This is a genomic window from Chryseobacterium sp. GM_Chr_2, from assembly GCF_026540445.1.
Lineage (GTDB): Bacteria > Bacteroidota > Bacteroidia > Flavobacteriales > Weeksellaceae > Chryseobacterium.
In genome coordinates, this window is the sequence record NZ_JALNUD010000001.1 from 467,160 (window position 1) to 490,943 (window position 23,784).

At 34.4% G+C, this 23,784-nt stretch carries 17 protein-coding genes; 11 read left to right on the forward strand and 6 right to left on the reverse strand.

Going from position 1 to position 23,784, the window contains the following annotated elements; all coding sequences use genetic code 11:
- Positions 1-115 precede the first annotated feature (115 nt).
- Entirely contained in the window at positions 116-700 is a 585-nt protein-coding gene (locus OXQ85_RS02190) for a ribonuclease HII (protein ID WP_267402071.1), read from the forward strand.
- A 117-nt stretch (positions 701-817) separates the two neighbouring features.
- On the opposite strand, the gene yidC is transcribed toward OXQ85_RS02190, so the two are convergent.
- Together yidC and OXQ85_RS02200 are read right to left on the reverse strand one after the other, a co-directional pair.
- The gene (gene yidC / locus OXQ85_RS02195; protein ID WP_267402072.1) at positions 818-2,614 is read right to left on the reverse strand and encodes a membrane protein insertase YidC; all 1,797 of its coding nucleotides are present in this window, start codon (positions 2,612-2,614) and stop codon (positions 818-820) included.
- Between the two features lie 195 nt (positions 2,615-2,809).
- Complete coding sequence (locus tag OXQ85_RS02200; protein ID WP_267402074.1) at positions 2,810-4,417, reverse strand: CTP synthase; 1,608 nt, start codon at positions 4,415-4,417, stop codon at positions 2,810-2,812.
- A 153-nt stretch (positions 4,418-4,570) separates the two neighbouring features.
- Here OXQ85_RS02200 and OXQ85_RS02205 point away from each other — a divergent pair, with 153 nt between their 5' ends.
- The 6 genes from OXQ85_RS02205 to OXQ85_RS02230 all read left to right on the forward strand — a co-directional run bounded on the left by OXQ85_RS02205 (position 4,571) and on the right by OXQ85_RS02230 (position 11,103).
- Positions 4,571-5,170 carry a CDP-alcohol phosphatidyltransferase family protein gene (locus tag OXQ85_RS02205; RefSeq protein WP_267402076.1) on the forward strand — a complete coding sequence of 200 codons (600 nt, stop codon included), beginning with the start codon at positions 4,571-4,573 and terminating at the stop codon, positions 5,168-5,170.
- Positions 5,163-5,966: a phosphatidate cytidylyltransferase gene (locus OXQ85_RS02210; RefSeq protein WP_267402077.1), complete on the forward strand. Its 804-nt coding sequence runs from the start codon at positions 5,163-5,165 to the stop codon at positions 5,964-5,966. Before OXQ85_RS02205 ends, OXQ85_RS02210 begins: the two co-directional genes overlap by 8 nt.
- 106 nt (positions 5,967-6,072) lie before the next feature.
- Positions 6,073-7,110, forward strand: coding sequence for a patatin-like phospholipase family protein (locus OXQ85_RS02215; protein WP_267402078.1), 1,038 nt, complete (start codon positions 6,073-6,075; stop codon positions 7,108-7,110).
- 231 nt (positions 7,111-7,341) lie between these two features.
- On the forward strand, positions 7,342-8,097 hold the full coding sequence (locus OXQ85_RS02220) for an SDR family NAD(P)-dependent oxidoreductase (RefSeq protein WP_267402080.1): 756 nt from the start codon (positions 7,342-7,344) through the stop codon (positions 8,095-8,097).
- Positions 8,010-9,404, forward strand: coding sequence for a phosphatase PAP2/dual specificity phosphatase family protein (locus tag OXQ85_RS02225; RefSeq protein WP_267402081.1), 1,395 nt, complete (start codon positions 8,010-8,012; stop codon positions 9,402-9,404). Before OXQ85_RS02220 ends, OXQ85_RS02225 begins: the two co-directional genes overlap by 88 nt.
- A gap of 4 nt (positions 9,405-9,408) precedes the next feature.
- Entirely contained in the window at positions 9,409-11,103 is a 1,695-nt protein-coding gene (locus OXQ85_RS02230; RefSeq protein ID WP_267402082.1) for a bifunctional alpha/beta hydrolase/class I SAM-dependent methyltransferase, read from the forward strand.
- A gap of 369 nt (positions 11,104-11,472) precedes the next feature.
- On the opposite strand, the gene OXQ85_RS02235 is transcribed toward OXQ85_RS02230, so the two are convergent.
- Positions 11,473-12,042: a YceI family protein gene (locus OXQ85_RS02235; RefSeq protein ID WP_267402084.1), complete on the reverse strand. Its 570-nt coding sequence runs from the start codon at positions 12,040-12,042 to the stop codon at positions 11,473-11,475.
- A 68-nt stretch (positions 12,043-12,110) separates the two neighbouring features.
- Positions 12,111-12,518, reverse strand: a complete 408-nt coding sequence (locus OXQ85_RS02240; RefSeq protein WP_267402085.1) for a hypothetical protein — start codon at positions 12,516-12,518, stop codon at positions 12,111-12,113.
- 46 nt (positions 12,519-12,564) lie between these two features.
- Between OXQ85_RS02240 and radA the strand changes: the two genes are divergently transcribed.
- The 4 genes from radA (at position 12,565) to OXQ85_RS02260 (ending at position 16,217) form a co-directional block, all read left to right on the forward strand.
- On the forward strand, positions 12,565-13,914 hold the full coding sequence (gene radA / locus OXQ85_RS02245; RefSeq protein WP_267402086.1) for a DNA repair protein RadA: 1,350 nt from the start codon (positions 12,565-12,567) through the stop codon (positions 13,912-13,914).
- 3 nt (positions 13,915-13,917) lie between these two features.
- On the forward strand, positions 13,918-14,586 hold the full coding sequence (locus OXQ85_RS02250; protein WP_267402088.1) for a class I SAM-dependent methyltransferase: 669 nt from the start codon (positions 13,918-13,920) through the stop codon (positions 14,584-14,586).
- Complete coding sequence (locus OXQ85_RS02255) at positions 14,583-15,290, forward strand: VanW family protein (RefSeq protein ID WP_267402089.1); 708 nt, start codon at positions 14,583-14,585, stop codon at positions 15,288-15,290. The genes OXQ85_RS02250 and OXQ85_RS02255 overlap by 4 nt, the downstream gene beginning before the upstream one ends.
- Positions 15,291-15,623: 333 nt before the next feature.
- Positions 15,624-16,217 carry an ACP phosphodiesterase gene (locus OXQ85_RS02260; RefSeq protein ID WP_267402090.1) on the forward strand — a complete coding sequence of 198 codons (594 nt, stop codon included), beginning with the start codon at positions 15,624-15,626 and terminating at the stop codon, positions 16,215-16,217.
- Positions 16,218-16,289: 72 nt separating this feature from the next.
- On the opposite strand, the gene OXQ85_RS02265 is transcribed toward OXQ85_RS02260, so the two are convergent.
- Positions 16,290-19,787 carry a hypothetical protein gene (locus OXQ85_RS02265; protein ID WP_267402092.1) on the reverse strand — a complete coding sequence of 1,166 codons (3,498 nt, stop codon included), beginning with the start codon at positions 19,785-19,787 and terminating at the stop codon, positions 16,290-16,292.
- Between the two features lie 659 nt (positions 19,788-20,446).
- On the reverse strand, positions 20,447-23,359 hold the full coding sequence (locus OXQ85_RS02270; RefSeq protein ID WP_267402093.1) for a tail fiber domain-containing protein: 2,913 nt from the start codon (positions 23,357-23,359) through the stop codon (positions 20,447-20,449).
- Positions 23,360-23,784 lie beyond the last annotated feature (425 nt).

The following is a 23,784-nucleotide window of genomic DNA, read 5'->3' on the forward strand; positions in this document are numbered from 1 at the left end:
CGTACAAATTTGTAAAACTTTCTTAATAAAACAAAATAAAAACTTAAAAAATTGTTATTTTTATCATAGTTTTTAAATTATTGCTATTTTTACAAGATTAAAAATGTTAATTTTTATGGAATTAATAAAAAATTGGACAAATCTTTACATCGAAGCAGGGTGCGATGAAGTCGGAAGAGGATGTTTAAGCGGACCAGTGGTTGCGGCAGCGGTAATTTTGGATGATGATTTTAAGCAAAATTTGGTTAATGATTCCAAAAAGTTAAATTTTAAGACGAGAATGAGTCTCGATGAATATATAAAGGATAATGTAAAAAATTATGCGATTGCAGAATTATCCCCAGCATTTATTGATGAGCATAATATTCTAAACGCTAGCATACATGCCATGCATCAGGCACTCGACAAATTAACAACAAGGCCTGAGTTTATTTTAGTTGATGGTAACAAATTTCATCCTTATAATTTCATTCCCCATCAATGTATTATTAAGGGTGATTCAAAAGTTTTATCTATTGCCGCAGCATCTATTTTAGCAAAAAATTATAGAGATAAACTGATGATTGAGCTGCATCAAGAGTTCCCTGACTATGGCTGGGATACCAACTTCGGATATGCGACTAAAAAACATCAAGAAGCCCTGATAAAGCATGGTCCAACGAAATACCACCGTCAATCTTTCAGATTAAAATATGATTAAAAATAAACTGCAGTAAATTATGACTTTCATAATTGACTCCTCCAAATTTAAATTCTATCTAAATAAAAAAAGAGAAGCAATATTTGCTTCTCTTTTTTGTTATATAAGATTATTTATCTATTTCTTTTTTCGTTGCTGCTCTTGCACTTTTTGCTGTTCCTGAGCCTTTTCCATCATTTCCCTCATACGTTTCTGGAACTTACCTTCAGCTTTTGGCTTTTCTTTATTCGCCTGAATCTGTGCATGAATTTTCTTTTCATCGAGAATCACATACTTAATCACAAGGATAATTAAGATGTTAATCGCGTTTGAAACGAAGTAATACCAAGAAAGACCAGATGCAGAAGTATTCAAGAAGAATAAGAATGTAATCGGGAAGATATACATTAATACCTTCATATTTGGCATTCCTTCTTGTTGTGGCTGCTGCATATTTCCTGAAGTCATCACCGTATAAATTAAGATTACAACAGTACATGCAATTGCAAAAATACTCAAGTGATCTCCTAAGAAAGGTACTTTGAATGGCAACTTAATAATATCATCATACGCTGTTAAATCTTTTGCAAACCAGAATCCTTTACCTCTTAAATCAATAAAGTTCGGGAAGAAACGGAATAATGCGTAGAAAATAGGAATCTGAACCAACGCCGGCAAACATCCCGCCATTTGATTAACTCCAGCCTTTCTGTAAATTTCCATTGTAGCTTGTTGTTTTTTCATTGGATCTGCATCCTTGAATTTAGCATTTGCTTCATCAATTTCCGGACGAATTACTCTCATCATCGCACTTAGCTTATGTTGCTTGTACATAATTGGCGATAAGATTAATTTAACTAAAATTGTTAATAAGAAAATTGCCCAACCAGCAGTTAATCCCCAAGATGCAATGAAATTGTAAATAGGAATAAAGAATCCTCTGTTCATCCATCCGATGAAAGACCAACCTAATGGTAAAATTTCGTCGAAATTTTTATCGTAAGATTTTAACAATGGTAAATCCAAAGGCATGAAGTACCAAGTGAAATCCTGGTTCAATTCGCTTCCGGTCATTTGAACAAAACCTTCATAGTTTAGTTTTTTCAAATATTCACCTTCTTCTACATTCTCCTGATTTCCTTTACTTTGAGTAAATCCGTTTTTAGCTTCAATTACAGAAGCAAAGAACTGCTGTTTTACACCAATCCAGTTCAGGGTTTCTTTTTCTTCTTCCATCGTTGTTCTTCCATCATAATCATAATCTTTATAATTATTGAAAGCATACGAGAATTCTGAGTGAGACTGCTCCTGAGCTCTACCTTTTTCAAGGTTTCTTACGTTATAATCCCAGATAAAATCTGCTTTATTATCAGCCGTAATCTTCGCCAGCCCTTGAGTTCTTACTTTAAAATCTAAGGTATATTTTGGAAGTAATGTATAAATGAATTGAATAACAGCTCCGTTATAATTAGCTGTCATCGTTACAGCATTTCCATTCACAGTGGGTGCAAAAACAAGATCTTTGGTATTAATTACCTTTCCTGTTTTATCTTTGAATTGGAAACCGTAGTTTGAATTATTTTTCGTGATCAGGTACAACGGAAGGTCTGCATTATCCGTTTTATGATCATATGCTTTATATTCTGCAAGTTCTACTTTAGAAACCTGTCCGCCCAAACTTGCAAATTCCACTTTCAATTCTTTGTTAGAAAGATTCGCGGTCTGAATAGCGTTCGGAGTTACATTTGGATTGATATTGCTTGCCTGAGACTGTTTTACGGCATTTTTTACCTGTTCGGTCTTTTGTTGCTGAGCTTTTACCTCTTCTTCTTTCGATTGCTTGTTTTGGAAATAAAACATGAAACCAAAAAGAACCACGCATAAAACCGCAAAACTAATCATTTGACTTTTATCGAGTCCGTTGTTCTGTTGCATTTTATCTTAATTAAAATTTTTAAAACTTAATTTATAGCAATGTTATTTATAATTATAGCATTGTTATATTTCGAGTCGACAAAAATACTGTTTTTTTATCAAAACTCTATACTATAATACGTTACTATATAATAAACTCAGGCTGAGAATAATCAGTCTGAGTTTATATATGACGTTTGTAATCTGTAAATTACTTTATTTCTGCGTACAAGCCTTAATAAAAGCTCTGAATAAAGGATGCGGTGTTGCTACCGTACTCTTGTATTCCGGGTGATATTGCACCCCAACGTAGAATGGGTGATCCGGCATTTCTAATGCTTCTACCAATCCTGTTTCAGGGTTTGTACCTGTTGCCAAGAAACCGTTTTTCTCGAATTCTCCAATATATTCACTGTTGAATTCATATCTGTGACGGTGTCTTTCCGTGATATTTTTAGCACCGTAGATTTCGTTTAATTTAGAACCGTTTTTCAATGTACATTTCCATGCACCAAGACGCATTGTTCCACCTTTATCTACTACATTTTTCTGTTCTTCCATCAAAGAAATCACAGGATGTTCCGTAGAAGTATCGAATTCCATTGAGTTTGCCTTAGTATAACCAAGAACATTTCTCGCAAATTCAACGGTCATAATCTGCATTCCCAAACAAATTCCCAACATCGGAACTTTATTTTCTCTTGCATATTGAGCAGTCAAAACTTTACCTTCAATTCCTCTGTCGCCAAAACCTGGAGCAACAAGAATTCCGCTTACGCCGGCTAAAGTTTCTTTAATATTTTCAGCAGTTAAATCTCCACTGTAAACCCATCTTATTTTCACTTCAGTTTCCAAATCTGCACCAGCATGTTTGAAAGCCTCAGCAATGGAAATATACGAATCCTGAAGAGAAACATATTTCCCAACTAATGCAATTTCAATCGATTTTTTAGGATTCTGGAATTTCTTTAAGAAAGATTTCCAGTCTTTAAGATCTGCTTCTTTATCACTTTTCAGATCTAATTCTTTAAGAACTACATCATCAAAATTTTGTTTTTGAAGATACATTGGAACTTCATAGATTGTTTCCAAATCCTTACACTCAATCACATTATCTAAAGGAACGTTACAAAACTGAGCCAATTTCGCTCTCTGATCTTTCGGAATTTTATGTTCTGTTCTACAAACTAAAACATCCGCCATAATTCCGCTTTCCATCAACTGACGAACAGAATGCTGAGAAGGTTTTGTTTTTAATTCTCCACTTGAAGCCAGATAAGGCAACAATGTCAAGTGAATCACCATAGAATTTTTCTCACCCAATTCCCATTTCAACTGGCGAACAGTTTCGATGTAAGGTAAAGATTCAATATCCCCTACAGTTCCACCGATCTCTGTAATAATGATATCGTAGTTCTGTTTTGATAAAATTTTAATTCTACGTTTAATTTCGTTGGTAATATGAGGAATTACCTGCACTGTTTTTCCAAGGAAATCTCCTTTTCTTTCTTTTTCGATAACAGTTTGGTAAATTTTTCCTGTCGTAACGTTGTTGTTTTGGGAAGTCGGAGCATCAAGATAACGCTCATAGTGTCCTAAATCCAGATCCGTCTCCGCGCCATCTTCGGTTACATAACACTCTCCGTGCTCATAAGGATTCAACGTTCCCGGATCAATATTAATATAAGGATCAAGCTTTTGAATAGTTACGTTGAAGCCACGTGATTTTAGTAGAAGTCCAAGAGAAGCTGAAACGATTCCCTTTCCCAAAGATGAAGTTACACCTCCTGTCACAAAGATGTACTTTGTATTCTTTTTACTCATTAGATTAGGTTTGTGCAAAGTTAGGGGAAAAAGAAATACAAAGCAATTTTTTAGATTTATCAATTTGTTAAATAACAAAAATAAGTTCTGAAGACTGATAAAAATTTTATTTATATTTGATTAAACCAAAAACTCAAAAGACTAATAGGCACAATGATTTCCGTATACAAGCTCAAACCAAAATTCCAGCAGCTCCTCACCCCTATTCTATTATTTCTTCATCGAAATAAAATTACAGCGAATCAGATTACGATCAGCTCAATCTTGCTTTCTGTCATCATCGGAATATTATTTTGGAACGCAGATCATTCAAAATGGTTTTTCCTAAGCTTACCTATCGGCTTATTAATAAGGATGGCACTGAATGCTTTGGACGGGATGATGGCAAGAAAATTCAACCAAACCAGCAAATTAGGCGAGGTTTTGAATGAAGTCGGTGACATTGTTTCAGACGTGATTATTTTTTTTCCTTTGTTAAAATTTCAACCTGAAAGTTTATATCTCATTATTATTTTCATTATTTTAAGCATTATTAATGAATTCTCAGGTCTGCTCGGAAAAGTAGTCGGCAAAAATAGACGTTATGACGGACCGATGGGAAAAAGCGACCGCGCGTTGATCTTCGGATTATATGGATTATTGATTTTTTTCGGGGTAAATATTTCAGGAATTTCCAATTATATTTTCGGCATTATTATCGCTCTTCTCATCATCAGTACATTCACAAGATTAAAGAAATCTCTGCATGAATAAAGAAGAAAACAAATTTGCCGACGTTCCCTTACGCGTAAAAACATGGATATACATCATCCTCGTTTTTGCCATCGGAATTTCGCATCCTTTTGCCATGAAAATCTTCGTTTCGTGGATTGCTTTTCAAAGTTTTTTTGAATTTTTGAGATTATTTAAAATCAATTCAAACCGAATTATTCCGTCCATTTTCATAGGAATTTCACAATTTGTCTTGTTAAATTTTTTCAGTCCTGAAAATTATTTTCTGTGCAGTTTAGCGTTAAGTTTAATTGTCTTGATTTATTTTTTATTATTAAAAACTTCCTTCAAGCAGATTTCAAAAATAGGAATTGCCTTGATTGTCTGCCTTTTTGCTTTTCCGCATTTATATTTTATCAGAGAAAATTTTTCCGGAATCAGCTCCATTATTTTCATTATTGTTGTCACAGAATTGAACGATGTTTTTCAATATTTAATGGGAAAATTCTTCGGAAAACATAAAATAGCCCCACAAATAAGTCCAAACAAAACTTTAGAGGGATTTCTTGGCGGAGTTTTTCTGACAATCATTTTAAGCAATATTTTAGGATTTTTTTTATTGAAAACTAATATTTTAGTTAACTCAATTTTAGGATTAACATTAGGAATTTCAGGATTTTTCGGAGACGTTTTTATGTCTTATTTAAAACGGAAAGCCAACATCAAAGACACGGGAAAACTTCTTCCCGGACATGGCGGATTATTAGACAGAATGGACAGCTTAGTTTTTAATGCTCCCCTATTTTTCTGGACTTTATCTCTTTTAATCAAAATTTAAAAAGCAATAATAAACTTTTCTGAGTGAAACGCTTTTGCTAGCGAAAAATATTCTCAATTAAATTTTAAAAAACCTTTGCGAACTTTGCGTTAAAATAAAAAACAAAATGAATCAAAAATTCGAAAAAGCAATATTATTTTCAGGAGGCGGAACAAGATTAATGATCTACCTCGGAATGTTTTCTGCTCTCGAAGAACTCGGAATGAAACCTGATGTTCTGATCGCTTCCTGCGGCGGAGCATTTGCTGCAACCGTAGTCAATGCTTTTTCGGATAATCTTTCAAGAAAACAGTATTTACAATCTGAAGAATATTATCAATTTGTTTTAAAAACGACATTAACAAAACATCGAAAACTCAATAAAATTGGACTTTTCACTTTAAAAAAATTATTAAATAAGAGTAATGCTCCTATCATCGAAGACGTTTTCAACAGATATTTGGTAGAAATGAATCAGGATTTATCCGAAGATTTTCCTTCACTAAAAAACGTAAAATTTTCTCAGGGAATCTCTACTTTAATTATCGGTTCGGAAATTCTATTTGACCCAAAAGAAATCAATCAAAAACGAAACAACAGAAAATTATACCAGAAAACAATTTTCACCGATTCCGAAACAGCAAAGAAAATTATTCCTAATCAAATTATCATTAATTCTGAAAATTTTAAAAACAGTGCCGTTGAAAATATCCCCAAAATAGAAACCCAATTTTCAATGCTGGAAAGTACAAGAATTTCAATTTCTGATATGTTTTATGTGGAGCCCGCTTTTATTCAGGGAAAATATTTTGCGGGAGGAGCTATCGATCTTGTTCCGATTGAACTGGCAAAACATTTGGCAAACGAAGTTATTATTGAAAAAAAACAACCTTATAATAAAACGGAAGAAGCATTGGTTCGCGCAGTTTTAGGATACAGCGGAAATGAAAGATTAAATGAAATTGAAAAACTTACTCCTGATTTTCAGATTGACACCATTAATATTAAACAAGATTTAGAAGGACATTATTTAAAGAAAGACATCAATTGGCAGAAATTTGAAATTGATTTTTCATTGCCAAAAAGTTATCCACAATTTAAAAAAGACATGGAAAAGCAATGGCAATACGGTTTTGATCAAACGATGAAAAGTTTGAGGGAATAGTCATTATTTAATCGCAAAGATTTTTATTTCACACTTTATATTTTAAGGAGCAAAGGCAAATAAAATTTGCTTTGCAAAGCTTGAAAACAATGCTTCACCAAATCAACTTGTTGATTCCTCTTTGCCCACTCAAATCATGAATTCCTCCAAATAAAACTTTGCGTCAAAAAATTGTCGCTAAATTTCAAATAAAATCTATTTTTACCTAAAATTAAAAATCACAAAAACCTCATGAACGTTTTTATTGCAGGCGGAACCTCAGGAATTGGCTATTCTCTTGCCCAACATTATCTTGAAAAAGGCTTTCAAGTGGGAATTTGCGGACGTGACTTAACAAAAATTTCAAAAAATCATTTCGAAAATTTAAAAACTTTCAAAGCAGACGTTTGTGATATGGATGCGTTAGTTTCGGCAGTGAAAAATTTTCTTCCAAACAAGGAAAATTTAGATTTATTTATTAATTGCACCGGAAGCTATGCCGAAGATGTTGCCAGAAATATTTCTTACGAAGAAGCTGAAGAAATGTTGAGAACAAATATTTTAGGAACCGTCAACTGTTTTGAGGTAGCCCGAAATTTCATGAAAGATCAAAAGTCAGGAAAAATTGCTGTGATTGCTTCGGTTTCAGGAATTTTGGATTACGAAAATTCAAGTTTATATACGAAAACAAAACGTTCTGTGATTCAAATTGCAGATGCTTACCGAAGAGCTTTGAAGCCGTTTGGAATCTCTGTAACAACGATTGCTCCGGGGTATATTGATACTCAGAAATTGAGAGATCTCAACCATAACGATTTAAGCAAAAAACCGTTTTTAATGGATGTAAAGTCCGCAACAGAAATGATTTCTCAAGCGATTGAAGAACGAAAAAAATTCATCATTTTCCCGTCAAAGATGAAATGGATGATGAAATCACTTGCCCTATTACCTTCTTCATTATTAAATATCATTATGTTCAGAAAAGCAAAATGGATGAAAAACGACTGAAAATATCGCAGAAAATTTATGCTCTACTATTGTGTTCTGTCGTATTTATGATGGTTTACAATTATTCAGCGTGGCATATTTCGAAGCTGGAAAATGTTCCTTCTTTTGTTTTTAATTTGGAAAAATATATTCCGTTTATTCCATGGACAATCATTCCTTATATGACCAGCGGATTATTTTTTTGTTTGGTATTTTTCTTTTGTAAAACCAAAGAAGAAATAGCTATTCTGACTAAAAGAATGCTTTTTGTAACGGTCATTGCGGGAATTTGTTTTCTTTTATTTCCTTTAAAATTTTCTTTAAATAAACCTGAAATCAGCAGTTCTGTTTTAGGAATTCCATTTCAGTTTTTAAAAATATTTGATTCACCTTTTAATCAAGCTCCGTCACTGCATATTGCGTATGCTTTTATCTTTTGGTCGGTTTTCAGAAATTTAAAAAGAGAAAGAATATTTTTAATGATTTGGTTAATTCTTTTAGGAATTTCTACACTCACCACTTATCAACACCATTTGATCGATGTTTTGGCAGGAGGAATTCTTACACACATAAGCTTTATTATTTTTCCCTATCGTAAAAATGACTTTCAATATCGAAATTTTCAGGTAGCAAATTATTATTTTTTATTCAGCTGGATTTTCTTAACCATAACTTTATTATTCAATCAATTTGTAGCAAAATTTGATTCTACATTTTTGTGGATAACTCTGTGGATAAAATTGTGGATAACTTTTTCAATAGCTTTGATCGGTTATCAATATCAAAAGAATAATATTCATTTTCTAAAAGATAAAAACGGAAATATTTCAATTTTAAAAAAGATATTTTATGTTCCTTATTTATTGATTTACTGGATCTTTTGGAGGTTTTTAAGAAAGAATAAAAAGCCTATTGAGATTATTTCTAATATTTATATTTCATCAAAGCCAAATAAGCAAGATTTAATTGATTTTAATGTTAATAAAAATACTTTCGTCTACGATTTATCAGCCGAAATTGAAGAAACTCAACAATTAAAAGAAGAAACAAAATATCGATCCGCTCCATTTTTAGATATCGGAAGTTTTGACATTGACGCAACAAGAAAATTATTAACTGAAATCACCAATAATTATCATAATCTTCCGAAAGACGGAAAAATCTTGATTCACTGCACAATGGGCTTTACGAGAAGTTCTGTGATTGGGATTTTGGTAATGAAAAATATTCTATCTTTATCGTTAGAAGAAGCAGTAACCAACATGAAAACCAAGAATAAAAATGCGATTATCCATTCTTATGTATTGGGTTTTTTGAAAAAAATTTAACTTTATGAACAGCGGAATTTTTAAAAGTTTTGACGGCAATGAAATTTTTTACCGTGAATGGAATTTTCAGCCTCAACAGAAAAATATCATCATGATCCACCGCGGTCATGAACATTCTGAAAGATTGAATGATATAGCTCAATCACCACAATTTTCTAAATTTAATATTTTTGCGTTTGACCTTCGTGGTCACGGTCACACCAAGACAAAAACGTCTTCCATTTTTATGGATTATGTTCGTGATCTGGATGCTTTTGCTAAGTTTTTACAGTCGAAATACGAAATCAAAATTTCAGATATTTTTGTCGTTGCCAACAGTATTGGAGGTGTTGTCGCTTCAGCTTGGGCTCACGATTTTGCACCTCAAATCGCCGGAATGGCTTTATTGGCAGCGGCTTTTAGAATTAATTTGATTGTTCCTTTGGCTAACGAAATGATTACTTTGGGAACTAAGCTAAAAAAAGGATTGATCATAAAAAGTTACGTGAAATCAAAAATGCTGACACACGATCCTGAACAGCAAAAAGCGTACGATATGGATCCGTTGATATCAAGATCGATTGATGCAGAATTACTGATTGACCTTGCCAAAGCAGGAAAAAGGCTGGTTGAAGATGCAGAAGCAATTGATACGCCTACTTTGATTTTAGCCGCAGAAAAAGATCATGTGGTTTTCAATAAAGATCAGAAAATTTTTCATGAGAAATTAGATACAGATTTAAAACATTTTGAAGTTCTTCCAAGTTTTTTCCACGGAATTTTATTTGATACCGGAAAAGAAATGGTTTACGATAAAATTGTAGATTTTGCAGAAAAATGTTTCTATAAAATTCAAAAAATACCTTCACTTTCGCCTGATCAATTTTCAGTAAAAGAATATCAGGATTTACAAAATAATGTTGGGAACAATCTGAATTTTAAACTTCAAAAATTTTCATTAAGTAAAATTGGAAAGATCAGCAACGGAATGGCGATTGGTTTAAAACATGGTTTTGATTCCGGAGCTTCTTTGGATTATGTGTATCATAATCAGCCCAGCGGAAAATTAGGTTTTGGGAAGATGATGGATAAAAATTATCTGGAGGCGATTGGCTGGCGAGGAATAAGAATTAGAAAGCAGCATTTAATTCAACTTTTAGAAGAAAAAATTCAACAATTAAAAAAAGAAGGAAGAGCAATTAAAATTCTTGATATTGCCGGAGGAACGGGAAATTATTTATTCGACATCAAAGAAAAATATCCCGAAGTTAAGATCGTTATCAACGAATTTGTGCAATCAAATATCGAAATCGGTGAAAAAGTAATTAAAGAAAAAAGTTATCAACAAATTCGTTTTACCAATTTTGATTGTTTTGATCCTTCAACGTATCAAAAACTTAATTTTGAACCGAACATTACCATCGTTTCAGGAATTTTTGAACTTTTTGGCGACAATGAAATGGCGAGCAAAGCCGTTCAGGGAATTGCTGCAATTTCGGAGAAAAATTCATTTGTAGTTTACACGGGACAGCCTTGGCATCCGCAATTGAAAATGATTGCTTATGTTTTGAATAATCATCAGAAGAAAGACTGGATTATGAGAAGGCGTTCTCAGAAAGAGCTCGACAGGCTATTTGCTTTTAACAATATCCAAAAAGAAAATATGCTGATCGATGATTTTGGAATTTTTACGGTTTCTTCTGGGAAGGTGAATGCGTAAAAATGGCCACGAATGAACGAATACAATACACCTTAGTAAAGTATTTTTTACCACAAAAGGCACAAAAGATTTTGACACTTAAGAAGTTTTAAGATTACATTCTAATACCTTTAGAAGAACACTTAAGCTTTTAAAAATCTTTGATTTTTTATTTTGTTAGCTTTTGAGATGCTTTTTTCAGAAAGCTTTTAAAATGACTTTTGAATCTTTTGTGGTTAAAAATTTAACTACTAGTATTTTTTCACAGATCGTACAATTACCCTCTCGCAGATTTTGCAGATAGCGCAGATTTTTAAAATTTCATGCAAACAAAAAAGGTTTCCAAAAACTTGAAAACCTTTTCCTAAACCAAATTATATATGAAAACTATTACTTAATTAACTCAAAATATAAGTTAACGTCAACGTCTTTAGCCACACCTGCTCCCGTTGGATCATATTTGATATTATAATCTAAACGGTTTACCTTAAATGTTGTTTGGAAACCTAAAACTTCTTTTCCCTGTTGGTTTTTCGTAGTTCCACCAAAAGTAACCGGAACCGTGATATCCTTTGTTACATCTTTAATTGTTAATTTCCCTTTCAATAAGTAAGCATTTGTGCCTTTATCTTTTGCGATAGAAGTACTTTGGAATTTTATCTCAGAATACGTTCCGGCATCGAAAAAGTCTGCACTTTTAAGGTGCTTATCTCTCATTTCTACGCCAGTATTGATTGAATTTACATCTGCAGTAAAATCAAAAGTAGCATTGTCCAGCGTGTTTCCTTTGGTAATCACTTTTCCTGTAAAAGTATCAAATCTACCTTGTACAAAGCTGATTCCCATATGCTTGATATTGAAGTTTACAGAAGAGTGCATTGGGTCTACTACCCAACCCGTCTGTGCAAAACCTACTACGCTCAATAAAGCAAAAACGAAAGTTAAAAATATCTTTTTCATTGTTTAAATTGTTATTGTTTGAATGGTTCAAAGGTAAAACAAGCCGTGGGATTTCATCTTGATCTATGTTATTTTTTTGATTTTGTTACAATTATTTTTGAATAAAGTAAATGAACGAAATACATAATTAATAAAATGATTAATGAATTCACATACATCATAATCATTAAAAGATTTTCATTAGTTGAATCGAAAAAATATAATAAAGGGTTATTCCCTGAAATAATTAAAAACAAGAAATAAATAACTTCAAATAAAATAGCAATTCTTAGTATTGAATGATAACTTTTTCTAAAAATAATCACCGTCACTAAGCCTATTGCTGTAATTGTAGAACAAAAAATCAGCATAAATATAGAGAACATACCATAATCTCCTCCTGGTAGAGAAAGAAGCTTCACTTCCCAGTCTGTAAACTGTGCATGCAAAAGTGACATCACTACAAAAATGAGCAAACTCAAAAAAATATTTTTCATGCCTGAAAAGTAAGAAAAATTCAAAAAAAATTTTGAACTTCGCGATATGGCAAAACTAAAAACAGCATATTTCTGTCAAAACTGCGGAACCCAGTATCCACAATGGATGGGGCAATGTAAAAACTGTGGCGAATGGAATACTTTGGTGGAAGAAGTCGTAGAAAAAACGTCGTCTAAAACTCCACCTTTCTCAAAATCGAAACAAAATGTCATCAACATTATTGAAGTTGAAACCAATGAAGAACCAAGAATAAAAACCCCTTCCGAGGAACTGAACCGAGTATTAGGCGGCGGAATTGTCTTAGGTTCTGTAACATTAATCGGTGGTGAGCCCGGAATCGGGAAATCTACACTTCTTCTTCAATTAGCCTTGAAAATGAAGAAAAAAATCTTCTATGTTTCGGGAGAAGAAAGTGCTTCGCAAATCAAAATGAGAGCCGACCGACTGACGGATATTCAAAATCCTAACTGTTTTCTTTTTACAGAAACCAATCTTGAAAAAATTCTTCACGAAGCCAAAAAGCTGGAACCCGATTTTGTCATTATCGATTCTATTCAGACCTTGCAATCTCAGCTGATCGAAAGTTCTCCGGGAACCGTTTCTCAGATCAGAGAATGCTCCAACGAGATCATTAAATACGCCAAAGAAAACAGCGTTCCTGTATTTTTGGTGGGTCACATCACGAAAGACGGACAAATCGCCGGACCAAAAGTATTGGAACACATGGTAGACGTTGTTTTGAATTTTGATGGCGACAGAAATCACCTTTTCAGATTATTGAGAGCCAATAAAAACCGTTTCGGATCAACTTCTGAGATTGGAATTTATGAAATGATCTCACAAGGTTTAAAAGAAATCAGAAATCCTTCTGAAATTTTAATTACTAAAAAATTTGAAGAACTTTCCGGAAACTCTGTAGCAGTAACTTTAGAAGGAAACCGACCGATGTTATTGGAAATTCAGGCATTAGTGAGCACGGCAGTGTACGGAACTCCGCAAAGAAGTTCGACAGGTTTTGATGCCAAAAGACTGAATATGCTTTTGGCTGTTCTGGAAAAAAGAGCAGGTTTTCAGTTGGGTGCAAAAGACGTTTTCTTAAATATCACGGGAGGTATAAAAACAGACGATCCGGCGTTGGATTTAGCGGTTGTGGCATCTATTCTTTCATCAAATGAAGATATCGCCATTTCCGAACATTACTGTTTTGCGGGAGAAATTGGTTTGAGTGGAGAGATCCGTCCCATTGCTCAGGCTGAACAAAGAATTACAGAAGCTGAAAAATTGGGTTATGAGAAGATTTTTATCTCTAATTTAAATAAACTTCCGAAGAAAAAATTCGGAATAAAAATTGAGGAAGTGAGCAAAATTGAAGATTTCCACGATAGACTTTTTTAAACCATGAAAACCCGCATTTTAGAATATTACAATCATCTCGCAAAAACCTACGATGAAAATCGTTTCGGGAATTCTTACGGGAACTATATTGATCAGCAGGAAAGGAAATTTTTAACTTCTTTCTTCCACCATAAAAAATATTCTAAAGTGCTGGATCTGGGTTGCGGAACCGGAAGATTATTAAATTTCGCGACTCACGGAACAGATTTCAGTGAAGAAATGCTGAATATTGCGCAACAAAAATATCCTGAAAAAATTATCACAAAAGGAGAAATTTCAGGAATTCCATTTGAGGATACATTCGATTGTATTTTTTGTTTTCATGTAATCATGCATCAGAATAAGCAGGAAACTGCATCTTTTTTACATGAATGTTATCAGAAATTGACTGCTAAAGGAACTTTAATTTTTGATTATCCTACCAAAGCGAGAAGTAAAAACATTTCTCCGCAAGAAGACTGGCACGCGAACAATAGTTTCACCATTTCAGAAATTTCTGAGCTTTCAAAAGATCAGTTTACCATAAAAAACACAACAGGAATTTTACTATTTCCCATTCATAGGTTTCCGAAAAGTCTGCGAAAATATTTTTTACCGTTAGATATATTTTTATGTAAAACATTCCTGAAAAAGTACGCTTCTTATCACATCGCTGTTTTAGAAAAAATATGAAACAGCAACTGAAAAAATGGCTACCTCATCACTGGAAACTGCAATTAAAAATGTTGCAGCGTTATTTTAATGAACAAAAAAATCAATATTTTTATCCTAAAATTTATCTTTCAGAAAATATTGGTGAATACAAAATTGAACTTCGGCAAAACATCAAAAAAGGAAATTTTCATGAAAATAAAGTTCATAATCTGAAGATTGTCGGCGACAAGATTAATAATTTGATTATTCAGCCGAATGAAGTTTTTTCTTTCTGGAAATTGATTGGAAAACCAACGCAAAAAAATGGTTTTAAAGAAGGAAGAAATTTAATTAACAATCATATTTCAAGTGATTTTGGCGGTGGAATTTGTCAGTTTTCCTCCATTTTATATTTTCTGGCGCTGCAATCGGGTTTGAAAATCATTGAACGGTTTCCACATTCTGTTGATATTTATAAAGAAAATGAACGCTTTACACCGTTGGGTTCTGATTGCACGGTGGTTTATGGTTATAAAGATCTTCAGATTCAGAATTTATTTTCTTTTTCGGTTCAGTTGAAATGTTTTGTCAGTGATAATAAACTTGAACTTTGTTTAATTTCTCCGAATAAAATAGATAAGAATTTGATTCATTTTAATTATTCTGAGGTTGAAAAAGGAGTTTGGGTGGAAACTTTTTGTAATGATAAAATACTGTTTAAGGATTTTTATTTGAGGATATAATTCTGAATTATCTAGTTTCTAATACTATCTATCTTAGATCTCTACGGGGATGATAAAATTTCTGGTAAAGACGTTGGAACATTCGTTTTAAATTACTTCTCGATACGATTTTTTTTCAAAAATCGTATCGAGAAGTAACGTTGTACCAGTGATTAGAAGTATCATTTACCATTCACATTAATATACGATCACATTTTATAAAAATAGTCTTCTTTATGATAGGAAATAAGAAATTCATTGTTCTATAATTTCCATTATATATTACCCATCAGATCTTCGGAATATTATAATTTTATTCAGGGAGATTTTCAATTTTAAACCCTATCTTAGGATATGAATTATTTAGCACATTCTTTTCTGACTTTCACCGACGGACAAATTGTTGGTCAGTTTCTGGAAGATTTCATTAAAAACAGAGATCGTTTTTCTTTTCCGAAAGATATTCAGGATGGTATTACGCTACATCGTGCGATTGATACTTTTACAGATTCTCATCCCGCGATTCATGAAGCCAAGAAAGTTTTTTCACCGTTGGTAAGATTGTATGCGGGCGCTTTTGTAGATGTTTCGATGGATTATTTTGTGGCGAATGATTTAAGCCTAAATTCATTAGCAGAATGGAAGGCACATTCTCTGAAAGTGTATCGTGTTTTGAATGAGCACCAACAATATCTTCCCGAAAACTTTAAAATGATGCTTAGAAAAATGGAAAGTGACGACTGGCTGTATAATTATCGTGATGACCGCGGCATAAAATTTAGCATGCAGAATGTTTTAAATAAGGCTAAATATCTGGAAAAAGATATTCCTGTTTTTGAAGCTTTTTTACAACATAAAGATGCTCTAAAGCTATGTTATGATGATTTTTTTCCGAATCTTCTGGATCATGCGAAAGGAGTGAATGCTTTGTTACAAATGGAAAAGTAAGTTATTTTTCTGAATAGAAAAAAGACCACAAAATTGCGGTCTTTTGTATAGAAAAGTGTTTTTAGAATCGTTTTAATTTAATCTTGTTGCAGTAATCTGATAAGTTCGGCTAATATTTCCGTCATTTGTAATATTAATAACCCCCGCACTTGGTGTTGTAACGGTATAGTTTAAAGCACCAGTGGTTCCTCCATCTGTACAAACCGGTTTTCCTGTCACTGTAACTTGAGTTGTATTTTTTGCAGATTCATTAAAAGTAATCGATTTTGAAGCAGCAGTACTTCCTCCACTAAATATGCCATCAGTTCCTTTAACTGCGAAATTATTGTTAAAAGATACTGTTGTAACATAAAACTCAACCATAGTAGAGTAACCACAAGCATCACTCGTTATAATTGTTAATCTATTATAACCTCCAAGCCCGCTTATAGCCTGACCTGTTGACCCAGCTCCTACGGTAACAGAATTCCTCATTACACTATATAAACTTGCACTATTCGCTTTTACCAAAACTCCATTTGCATCTGAATATACTGGTGTAACAATATCATTTGCAGCAGCTGGACTCATTGTTCTTACTCTTGCTGTTCCGTTCACATCTAAAGTATTGGATGGTGATGTAATTCCTATACCTAAATTTCCTGCTGAAGTCATTGTGGCGACAGTAGTTAAGGTTTGGCTATCTCCATAAGTACCTGTGGCATTAGTACCAACATTAAAGTTTAAACCTGTTTCTGCTCCCGATGCATTAATTGAGGGACCGCTTGGTGTTAAATTAAACCAGAGATTATCCCATGACCCTGCCGCCATTCTCATTCCAAAAGTAGATCCCACAGCATCTATTTTAGCCACAGGAGCAACTGTTCCTATCCCTAATCTGTCATTTGCTGCATCTACAGATAAGGTTGCTCCATCCACAGAAAAACCATTGGTAGCCGTAGAAGTAAATGCTAAGGTATTGGCTGCTTGTGTTACCACTCTGTTTCCGGTAAGAGATCCATTTGAATTATACAAATTCACTGAAGCCGCGCTTGCATCTTGCCAAGTTCCGACCCCATTAGCATCAGAAGTTAATATTCTTCCTACTCCCTGATTACCGTCCACAATTTTCACCGCAGCTACAGGTGTGGTGGAAGTTCCTCCTGAGTTAATATCTAGTTTTACAGTGGGCGCTGTATTTCCTATCCCCACATTTCCCGTAGGATCTATCCTTAGTCTTTCAGCATTAGAAGTACTAAAAATCAAATCTGTAAGATTGGTTGTACCGTCACCTCTATAGTTTGACAAAATGGTAGAACCATTAGAAAACCCTCCGTTATATCTAGGTGTGAAATAGATTCCGCCAACAATATCGTTAATTGCCAGGTTAGTTGGTGCAGCTGCTGTTCCGTTAGACGATGATAAAAATAAGGCAGGATTTTTAGAATTTCCATATCCTGTTAAATTAAAATCATTAGCCGCACCACCTCCCAAATTATCTGCCACTATTTCAAATCTTGATCGGGGAGCAATAGTCCCAATACCTACTCTGCCATTCGCTGCATCCACAGAAAATGTAGACCCATCTACTGAAAAACCATTGGTAGCTGTGGAAGTAAACGCCAAAGTATTCGCTCCTTGAGTTACAATTCTATTTCCGGTAAGCGTTCCGTCTGTATTATAAATATTTACACTGGATGGAGCTGCCGGGGATTGCCAAGTTCCTACACCATTAGCATCAGAAGTTAATATTCTTCCAACTCCCTGATTACCGTCCACAATTTTAACTGCTGCAACAGGTGTGGTGGAAGTTCCTCCGGAATTTATATCCAGTTTTACGGTGGGCGCTGTATTTCCTATCCCCACATTTCCCGTGGGATCTATTCTTAGTCTTTCTGTATTAGAAGTACTAAAAATCAAATCTGTAAGATTGGTTGTACCGTCACCTCTATAGTTTGACAAAATGGTAGAACCATTGGAAAACCCTCCGTTATATCTAGGTGTGAAGTAGATTCCACCAACAATATCGTTAATTGCTAAGTTAGTTGGTGCTGCTGCTGTTCCGTTAGACGATGATAAAAATAAGGCAGGATTTTTAGAATTTCCATATCCTGTTAAATTAAAATCATTAGCCGCACCGCCTCCTACATTATCAGCTACAATTTCAAATCTTGATCGGGGAGCAATAGTTCCTATACCTACTCTATTATTAGCTCCATCCACCGACAATGTAGTGCCTGCTACTGAAAATCCATTGGTAGCCGTGGAAGTAAATGCCAAAGTATTGGCTCCTTGAGTTACAATTCTATTTCCTGTAAGCGTTCCGTCTGTATTATAAATATTTACACTGGATTGAGCTGCCGGAGATTGCCAGGTTCCGACGCCATTAGCATCAGAAGTTAATATTTTTCCTGCTGCCTGATTTCCATCTTCAATTCTAATTGCAGCAACAGGCGTTGTAGAAGTTCCATCTGATACAATGTGTAATCTTTGCAAAGGATTTGTAGTTCCTACTCCCATATTACCATTGGCTCTCATGGTAGCAACCGTAGCTAATGTTTGGCCATCACCATAAGTTCCCGTAGAATTTGTACCTACGTTAAATTGTAATCCATTTTCTGCTCCTGAAGCATTAATAGAAGGAATACTCGCTGTAAGATTAAACCAAAGATTATCCCAGCTTCCAGTTACAGCACCCATTCGCATTCCAAAAGCAGAGCCTACGATATCCATTTTTGCAACAGGATCAGCAACTCCTAAACCTACATTACCATTAGAAGCAATTCTAAAACGTTCATTTAAGGTTCCAGTAGTAGCATTTCCTATATAAAAATCCTGATTTACACCTCCAGCGGCCGCTGAGGTTCTGATGCTTCCCAGCTGCCAATCTGCTCCTCCTGCAGTAGGTCCCGCATTAGAAAATCCTAAATAGGTTTTATTATCTGTCGCAAGTGCAGAAGTATTTCTTAAAACTAAAATAGGAGTTTCTGATGTAGATTGTGGCGCATCTATTACATTATATCTTCCAGAAGTAGGGGTAGTAGATACTACATGTAATTTTGTTTCCGGCGCGGAAGTTCCTATCCCCAATCTGTCATTGGCCGCATTCACCGAAAGCGTAGAACCATCTACAGAAAATGCATTAACAACAGACCCGTTAAAAGCCAACGTGTTCGCTCCCTGTGTTACAATTCTGTTTCCGGTAAGCGTGCCATCAGCATTATAAATATTCACAGAAGGAGAATCGGTATCGGAAATCTGTTTCCAAACTGTGCCATCAAAATAGTAATATCCTACTTTTGTAATGTTAGCTGTTTGCGCTAAACTAGGCGTAGTTCCTGTTGGCGTTCCCGCATCGGTAACATAAACCAATGTTCCGGATTGTGCTGCAGCATAGGTTCCGGAAACCTTCGCCGCCAATTGCTGTCTCGTAATTCTTGGGGCGGTAACGCCATCCTTTGTAGAGGTAGAAACTCCGTTACCCACAATATCTAATGTAGACTGTGGATTAGCCGTGTTTATCCCTACTTGACCATACAAACCATTAAAAGCAAAAGCTGCGATTAGAGGGTAAAAGTGTTTAGATTTCATCTCGATTATAATTTTTTAAAATTCATTAATACTCAAAAAGGCACCCTTTAGGAAAAGGTCATACATTATATACATTGACATTGCAAATATCACTGTACATATGAAATTCTAACTTGTGGAAGTATTGATGTTAATCGAAATGAGAAGTATGTGGATTTCTCATTTTGTGTGCTTATTTTTTTTAATTATAACTAAGATTGAATCCCCAGTGGCCTGCTAAAAATATATTTAATTAGCTTTAAAATATTATTATCTCAGTATAACTATCAAAATATTTATTCAAAGATATAAAACCAACCAACATAAACCAAAAAAAAATATCAATAATTCATTATATTTAAAATTATGCTAATCAGATAACACTAAAAATACATTTAAAATATTTTATATTCAAACATAAATAAATAATATAATATGTTATTTAATAAAAAAATGGGTATTATTTAAATTAAAAAACACCTTTTGATAATAAAAATAATTTTCTATTAAGATGTACATTTTAAAAATTCTTTGAATTGGTCATTAGGTAGAAAAATGAGGCCTATTTTCATAAAAAAAACACTTACCAAAGTAAGTGTTTTGAATGTATATGATATTTGTGTTATTAGAATTTTGCCTGAATAATGATAATTAGGAACTTATCTTTAAAATCTAAATTATTATTTCTTTTTATTAAGTTCTAATAGTTGTTTCACCTGAGATTTTAATTCCTCGATTTCTTTTTGCTGCTCTTTCATACCATTAATAAGAATTAATGATAATTTTGAGTAATCTACAGAAAGTAAGCCTTCATTTTCATTACCAACTACTAATTCAGGTATCACTTCTTTTAGCTCCTGAGCAATCACTCCGATGTCTGGCGTATCATATTCCTTTATTGTATATCTTCTTGGCTGTATTTTCATTACATCTGCTAAACCATACTCTTTTAAATCTTTTATATCTTTTTTTAGTCTTCGGTCTGAAAATGCAGTTGCAGAAACATATCTTACTCTCCCGTGAAAATCATATAATGCCTGCGACGCGCCGCCATCAGCAGTTGTTCCCGGATCCTGGTCAAATACTACCGCATATTGATTTCCAGGAGTAATAGCCGCCCCGTTCGAAGTATATCCCGGATAAATATTTAAAGTAGGATTTCCTGTAACGCTTGTATTTTGCAAAGAAAGTACAGGTCCTGTTTCACCTGAAATAACAGAAAGCTTGGCAGATGGTGAATTAGTACCTATTCCCACCTTTCCGTCATTTTTCACTGTCATTCTTACAACTGCATTACCACCACTAGAGGTTGCTACCGCAAAATCGGCACTGCCTTGTCCAGCAGAAGCTGTGGAGTATACCGCACCAATAGCAATTGGATATGCTCCCTGATTATAGTTCGGGTTTAAACCAATCCATGCACCTTGTCCCACTGCTGGAGTAGCAGATGCCCCTCCGATACGTAAGGCAGGAACAACATTTGTATTCGCAGGAGAGGTTACTAATAACGGCGTAGAACCTGCTGCAGTACTTACTACATCTAGAGTAGCCGCTGGCGAAGTTGTTCCGATACCTACATTCCCATTAGTCGCTATAGTCATCTGCTCAACTCCTGTTGATCCAAAAGCCAACCTTCCGCCAGAGCGGTTATCTAGGTAACCTTTAGAGCCTGCACCAAAAATACCAGAACCATTATCTACCCCCAAATAAACTCCTCCAGTTCCTGCTGCAACTGCAACGTCCATTCGGCTACTAGCTCCCGTATTGGTATTTGAAAAAAAAGAACGTTGAGCACCATTATTATTTGCCTGAACTATTAAATTCCCTGTGGTTCCATTAAAAGTAAGGTTATTAGCCCCTTGCGTTACTACTCTGTTTCCTGTAAGAGAACCGTTGCTATTATACAAATTTACTGAAGCAGAGCCAGCATCCTCCCAAGTTGCTAATCCGTTAGCATCCGAAGTTAATATTCTACCTGCCCCTTGATTACCATCTACAATCTTCACTGCTGCAATAGGTGTACCCGAAGTTCCTCCTGAATTAATGTCTAATTTTACAGTGGGAGCTGTATTTCCTATACCTACATTTCCTGTAGGATCTATTCTTACTCTTTCTGTACCGGAAGTTGTGAACATCAAATCAGTAAGATTTGTTGTTCCATCACCTCGATAACCTGAAACTACACTTGAACCCGTTGGAAAACCACCATTAGCACGAGGAGTAAAATATATCCCCCCAATAAGATCATTTACAAGCAGATTCGTAGGAGCTGCGGCAGTACCACTTGCTGCGGCAAAAAATAATCCCGGGTTTTTGGAAGTACCATATCCTGTAAAATTAAAATCATTTGCAGCACCACCTCCAACATTATCTGATACGATTTCGAATCTTGATCTTGGTATATTGGTACCAATTCCTACTCTGTCATTAGCCGCATCTACTGTCAAGATAGGATTGGCAGATGAACTTCTATTCACAGAAAAAGCATTGGCGATAGTTCCGTTAAAAGCTAATGAACGGTTGGATTGAGAAACTATACGATTATCTGTTAAAGTACCGTCTGTATTATAAATATTTACACTAGATTGCACGGCTGGGATTTGCCATGTTCCCTCTCCATTAGCATCAGAAGTTAATATTTTACCAGCGGCTTGATTACCGTCTACAATTTTTATTGCCGTAACGGGTGCTGTAGAAGTACCTCCTGAAGTAATATCTAATTTTACCGCTGGTGCAGAAACTCCGATCCCCACATTTCCGTTTCCAGCAATTCTAAAACGCTCATTCAACGTTCCTGTAGTTGTATTTCCTATATAAAAATCTTGATTAGCTCCTCCTACAGCTGCAGAAGTACGAATGCTTCCTAATTGCCAATCTGCACCTCCCGCTGTGGGACCTGCATTTGAAAATCCTAGATAAGCTTTATTAGCAACCGCAAGAGCTGAAGTATTTCTTAATACTAAAATAGGGTTTTCAGCCGTTGATTGCGGACCATCTATTAAACTAAATTTACCCAATGTAGCTGTGGGAGACACTACATGAAATCTTGTTTCAGGAGCAGAAGTTCCGACACCTACTCTTGTATTGGTTCCATCTACTGATAAAATATTGGTAGTTCCCGCAGCGTTATTTACGGAAAAAGCATTCACTGCACTTCCATTAAATGCCAATGTATTAGCAGCCTGTGTTACTGTTCTGTTACCTGTTAAACTTCCATTAGAATTATAAATATTCACAGAAGGAGAATCTGTATCAGAAATCTGTTTCCATACGGTGCCATCAAAATAGTAGTATCCTACTTTGGTAATATTAGCTGTTTGAGCCAAACTGGGAGTAGTTCCCGTAGGCGTAGTAAAATCCGTAACATATACTAAGGTTCCGGATTGTGCAGCAGCATAGGTTCCGGCAACTTTAGCCGCCAATTGCTGTCTGGTAATTCTTGGTGCTGTAACACCATCTTTTGTAGAGGTAGAGACAACATTGCCAACCACGTCTAGTGTAGACTGCGGATTGGCTGTATTTATCCCTACTTGGGCGTATGCGCCGCTAAATGCAAAAACGGCGAGCAAAGGGTAAAAGTGTTTAAATTTCATGTCAATGTTTATTTAGGTTAATATTTAAAATTAAAAGTGATAGAAAATTCGGATTTCCGACTATAAAAAATGAATGAAGCAGTAAGATATATCACAAAAGGATATCTAAAGAAGGAAATCTGTGTATAATTTCTTTTGGCAAATAAAGTCTTCTTTCTTCCATGGCAAGTGTTTTTAGTTGGTGTAAAAAATGTTAATTAATATATACAAATCTCTAACTGATGTATTAAGTAAATTATAAACTTTTAAAAGCTCATTGATTACCTATAATTTTCCGTTCAATACAGTACCAAATATATAAATTTTCTTAATATACGCCAAACAATGTTAAAAATAATTAATAATTTCTGCAATATATTGAATAATTAAAGAAATAAATTTTAAAATATATTTCACTTCATTCTGATTAAAAATAAATAAATTAT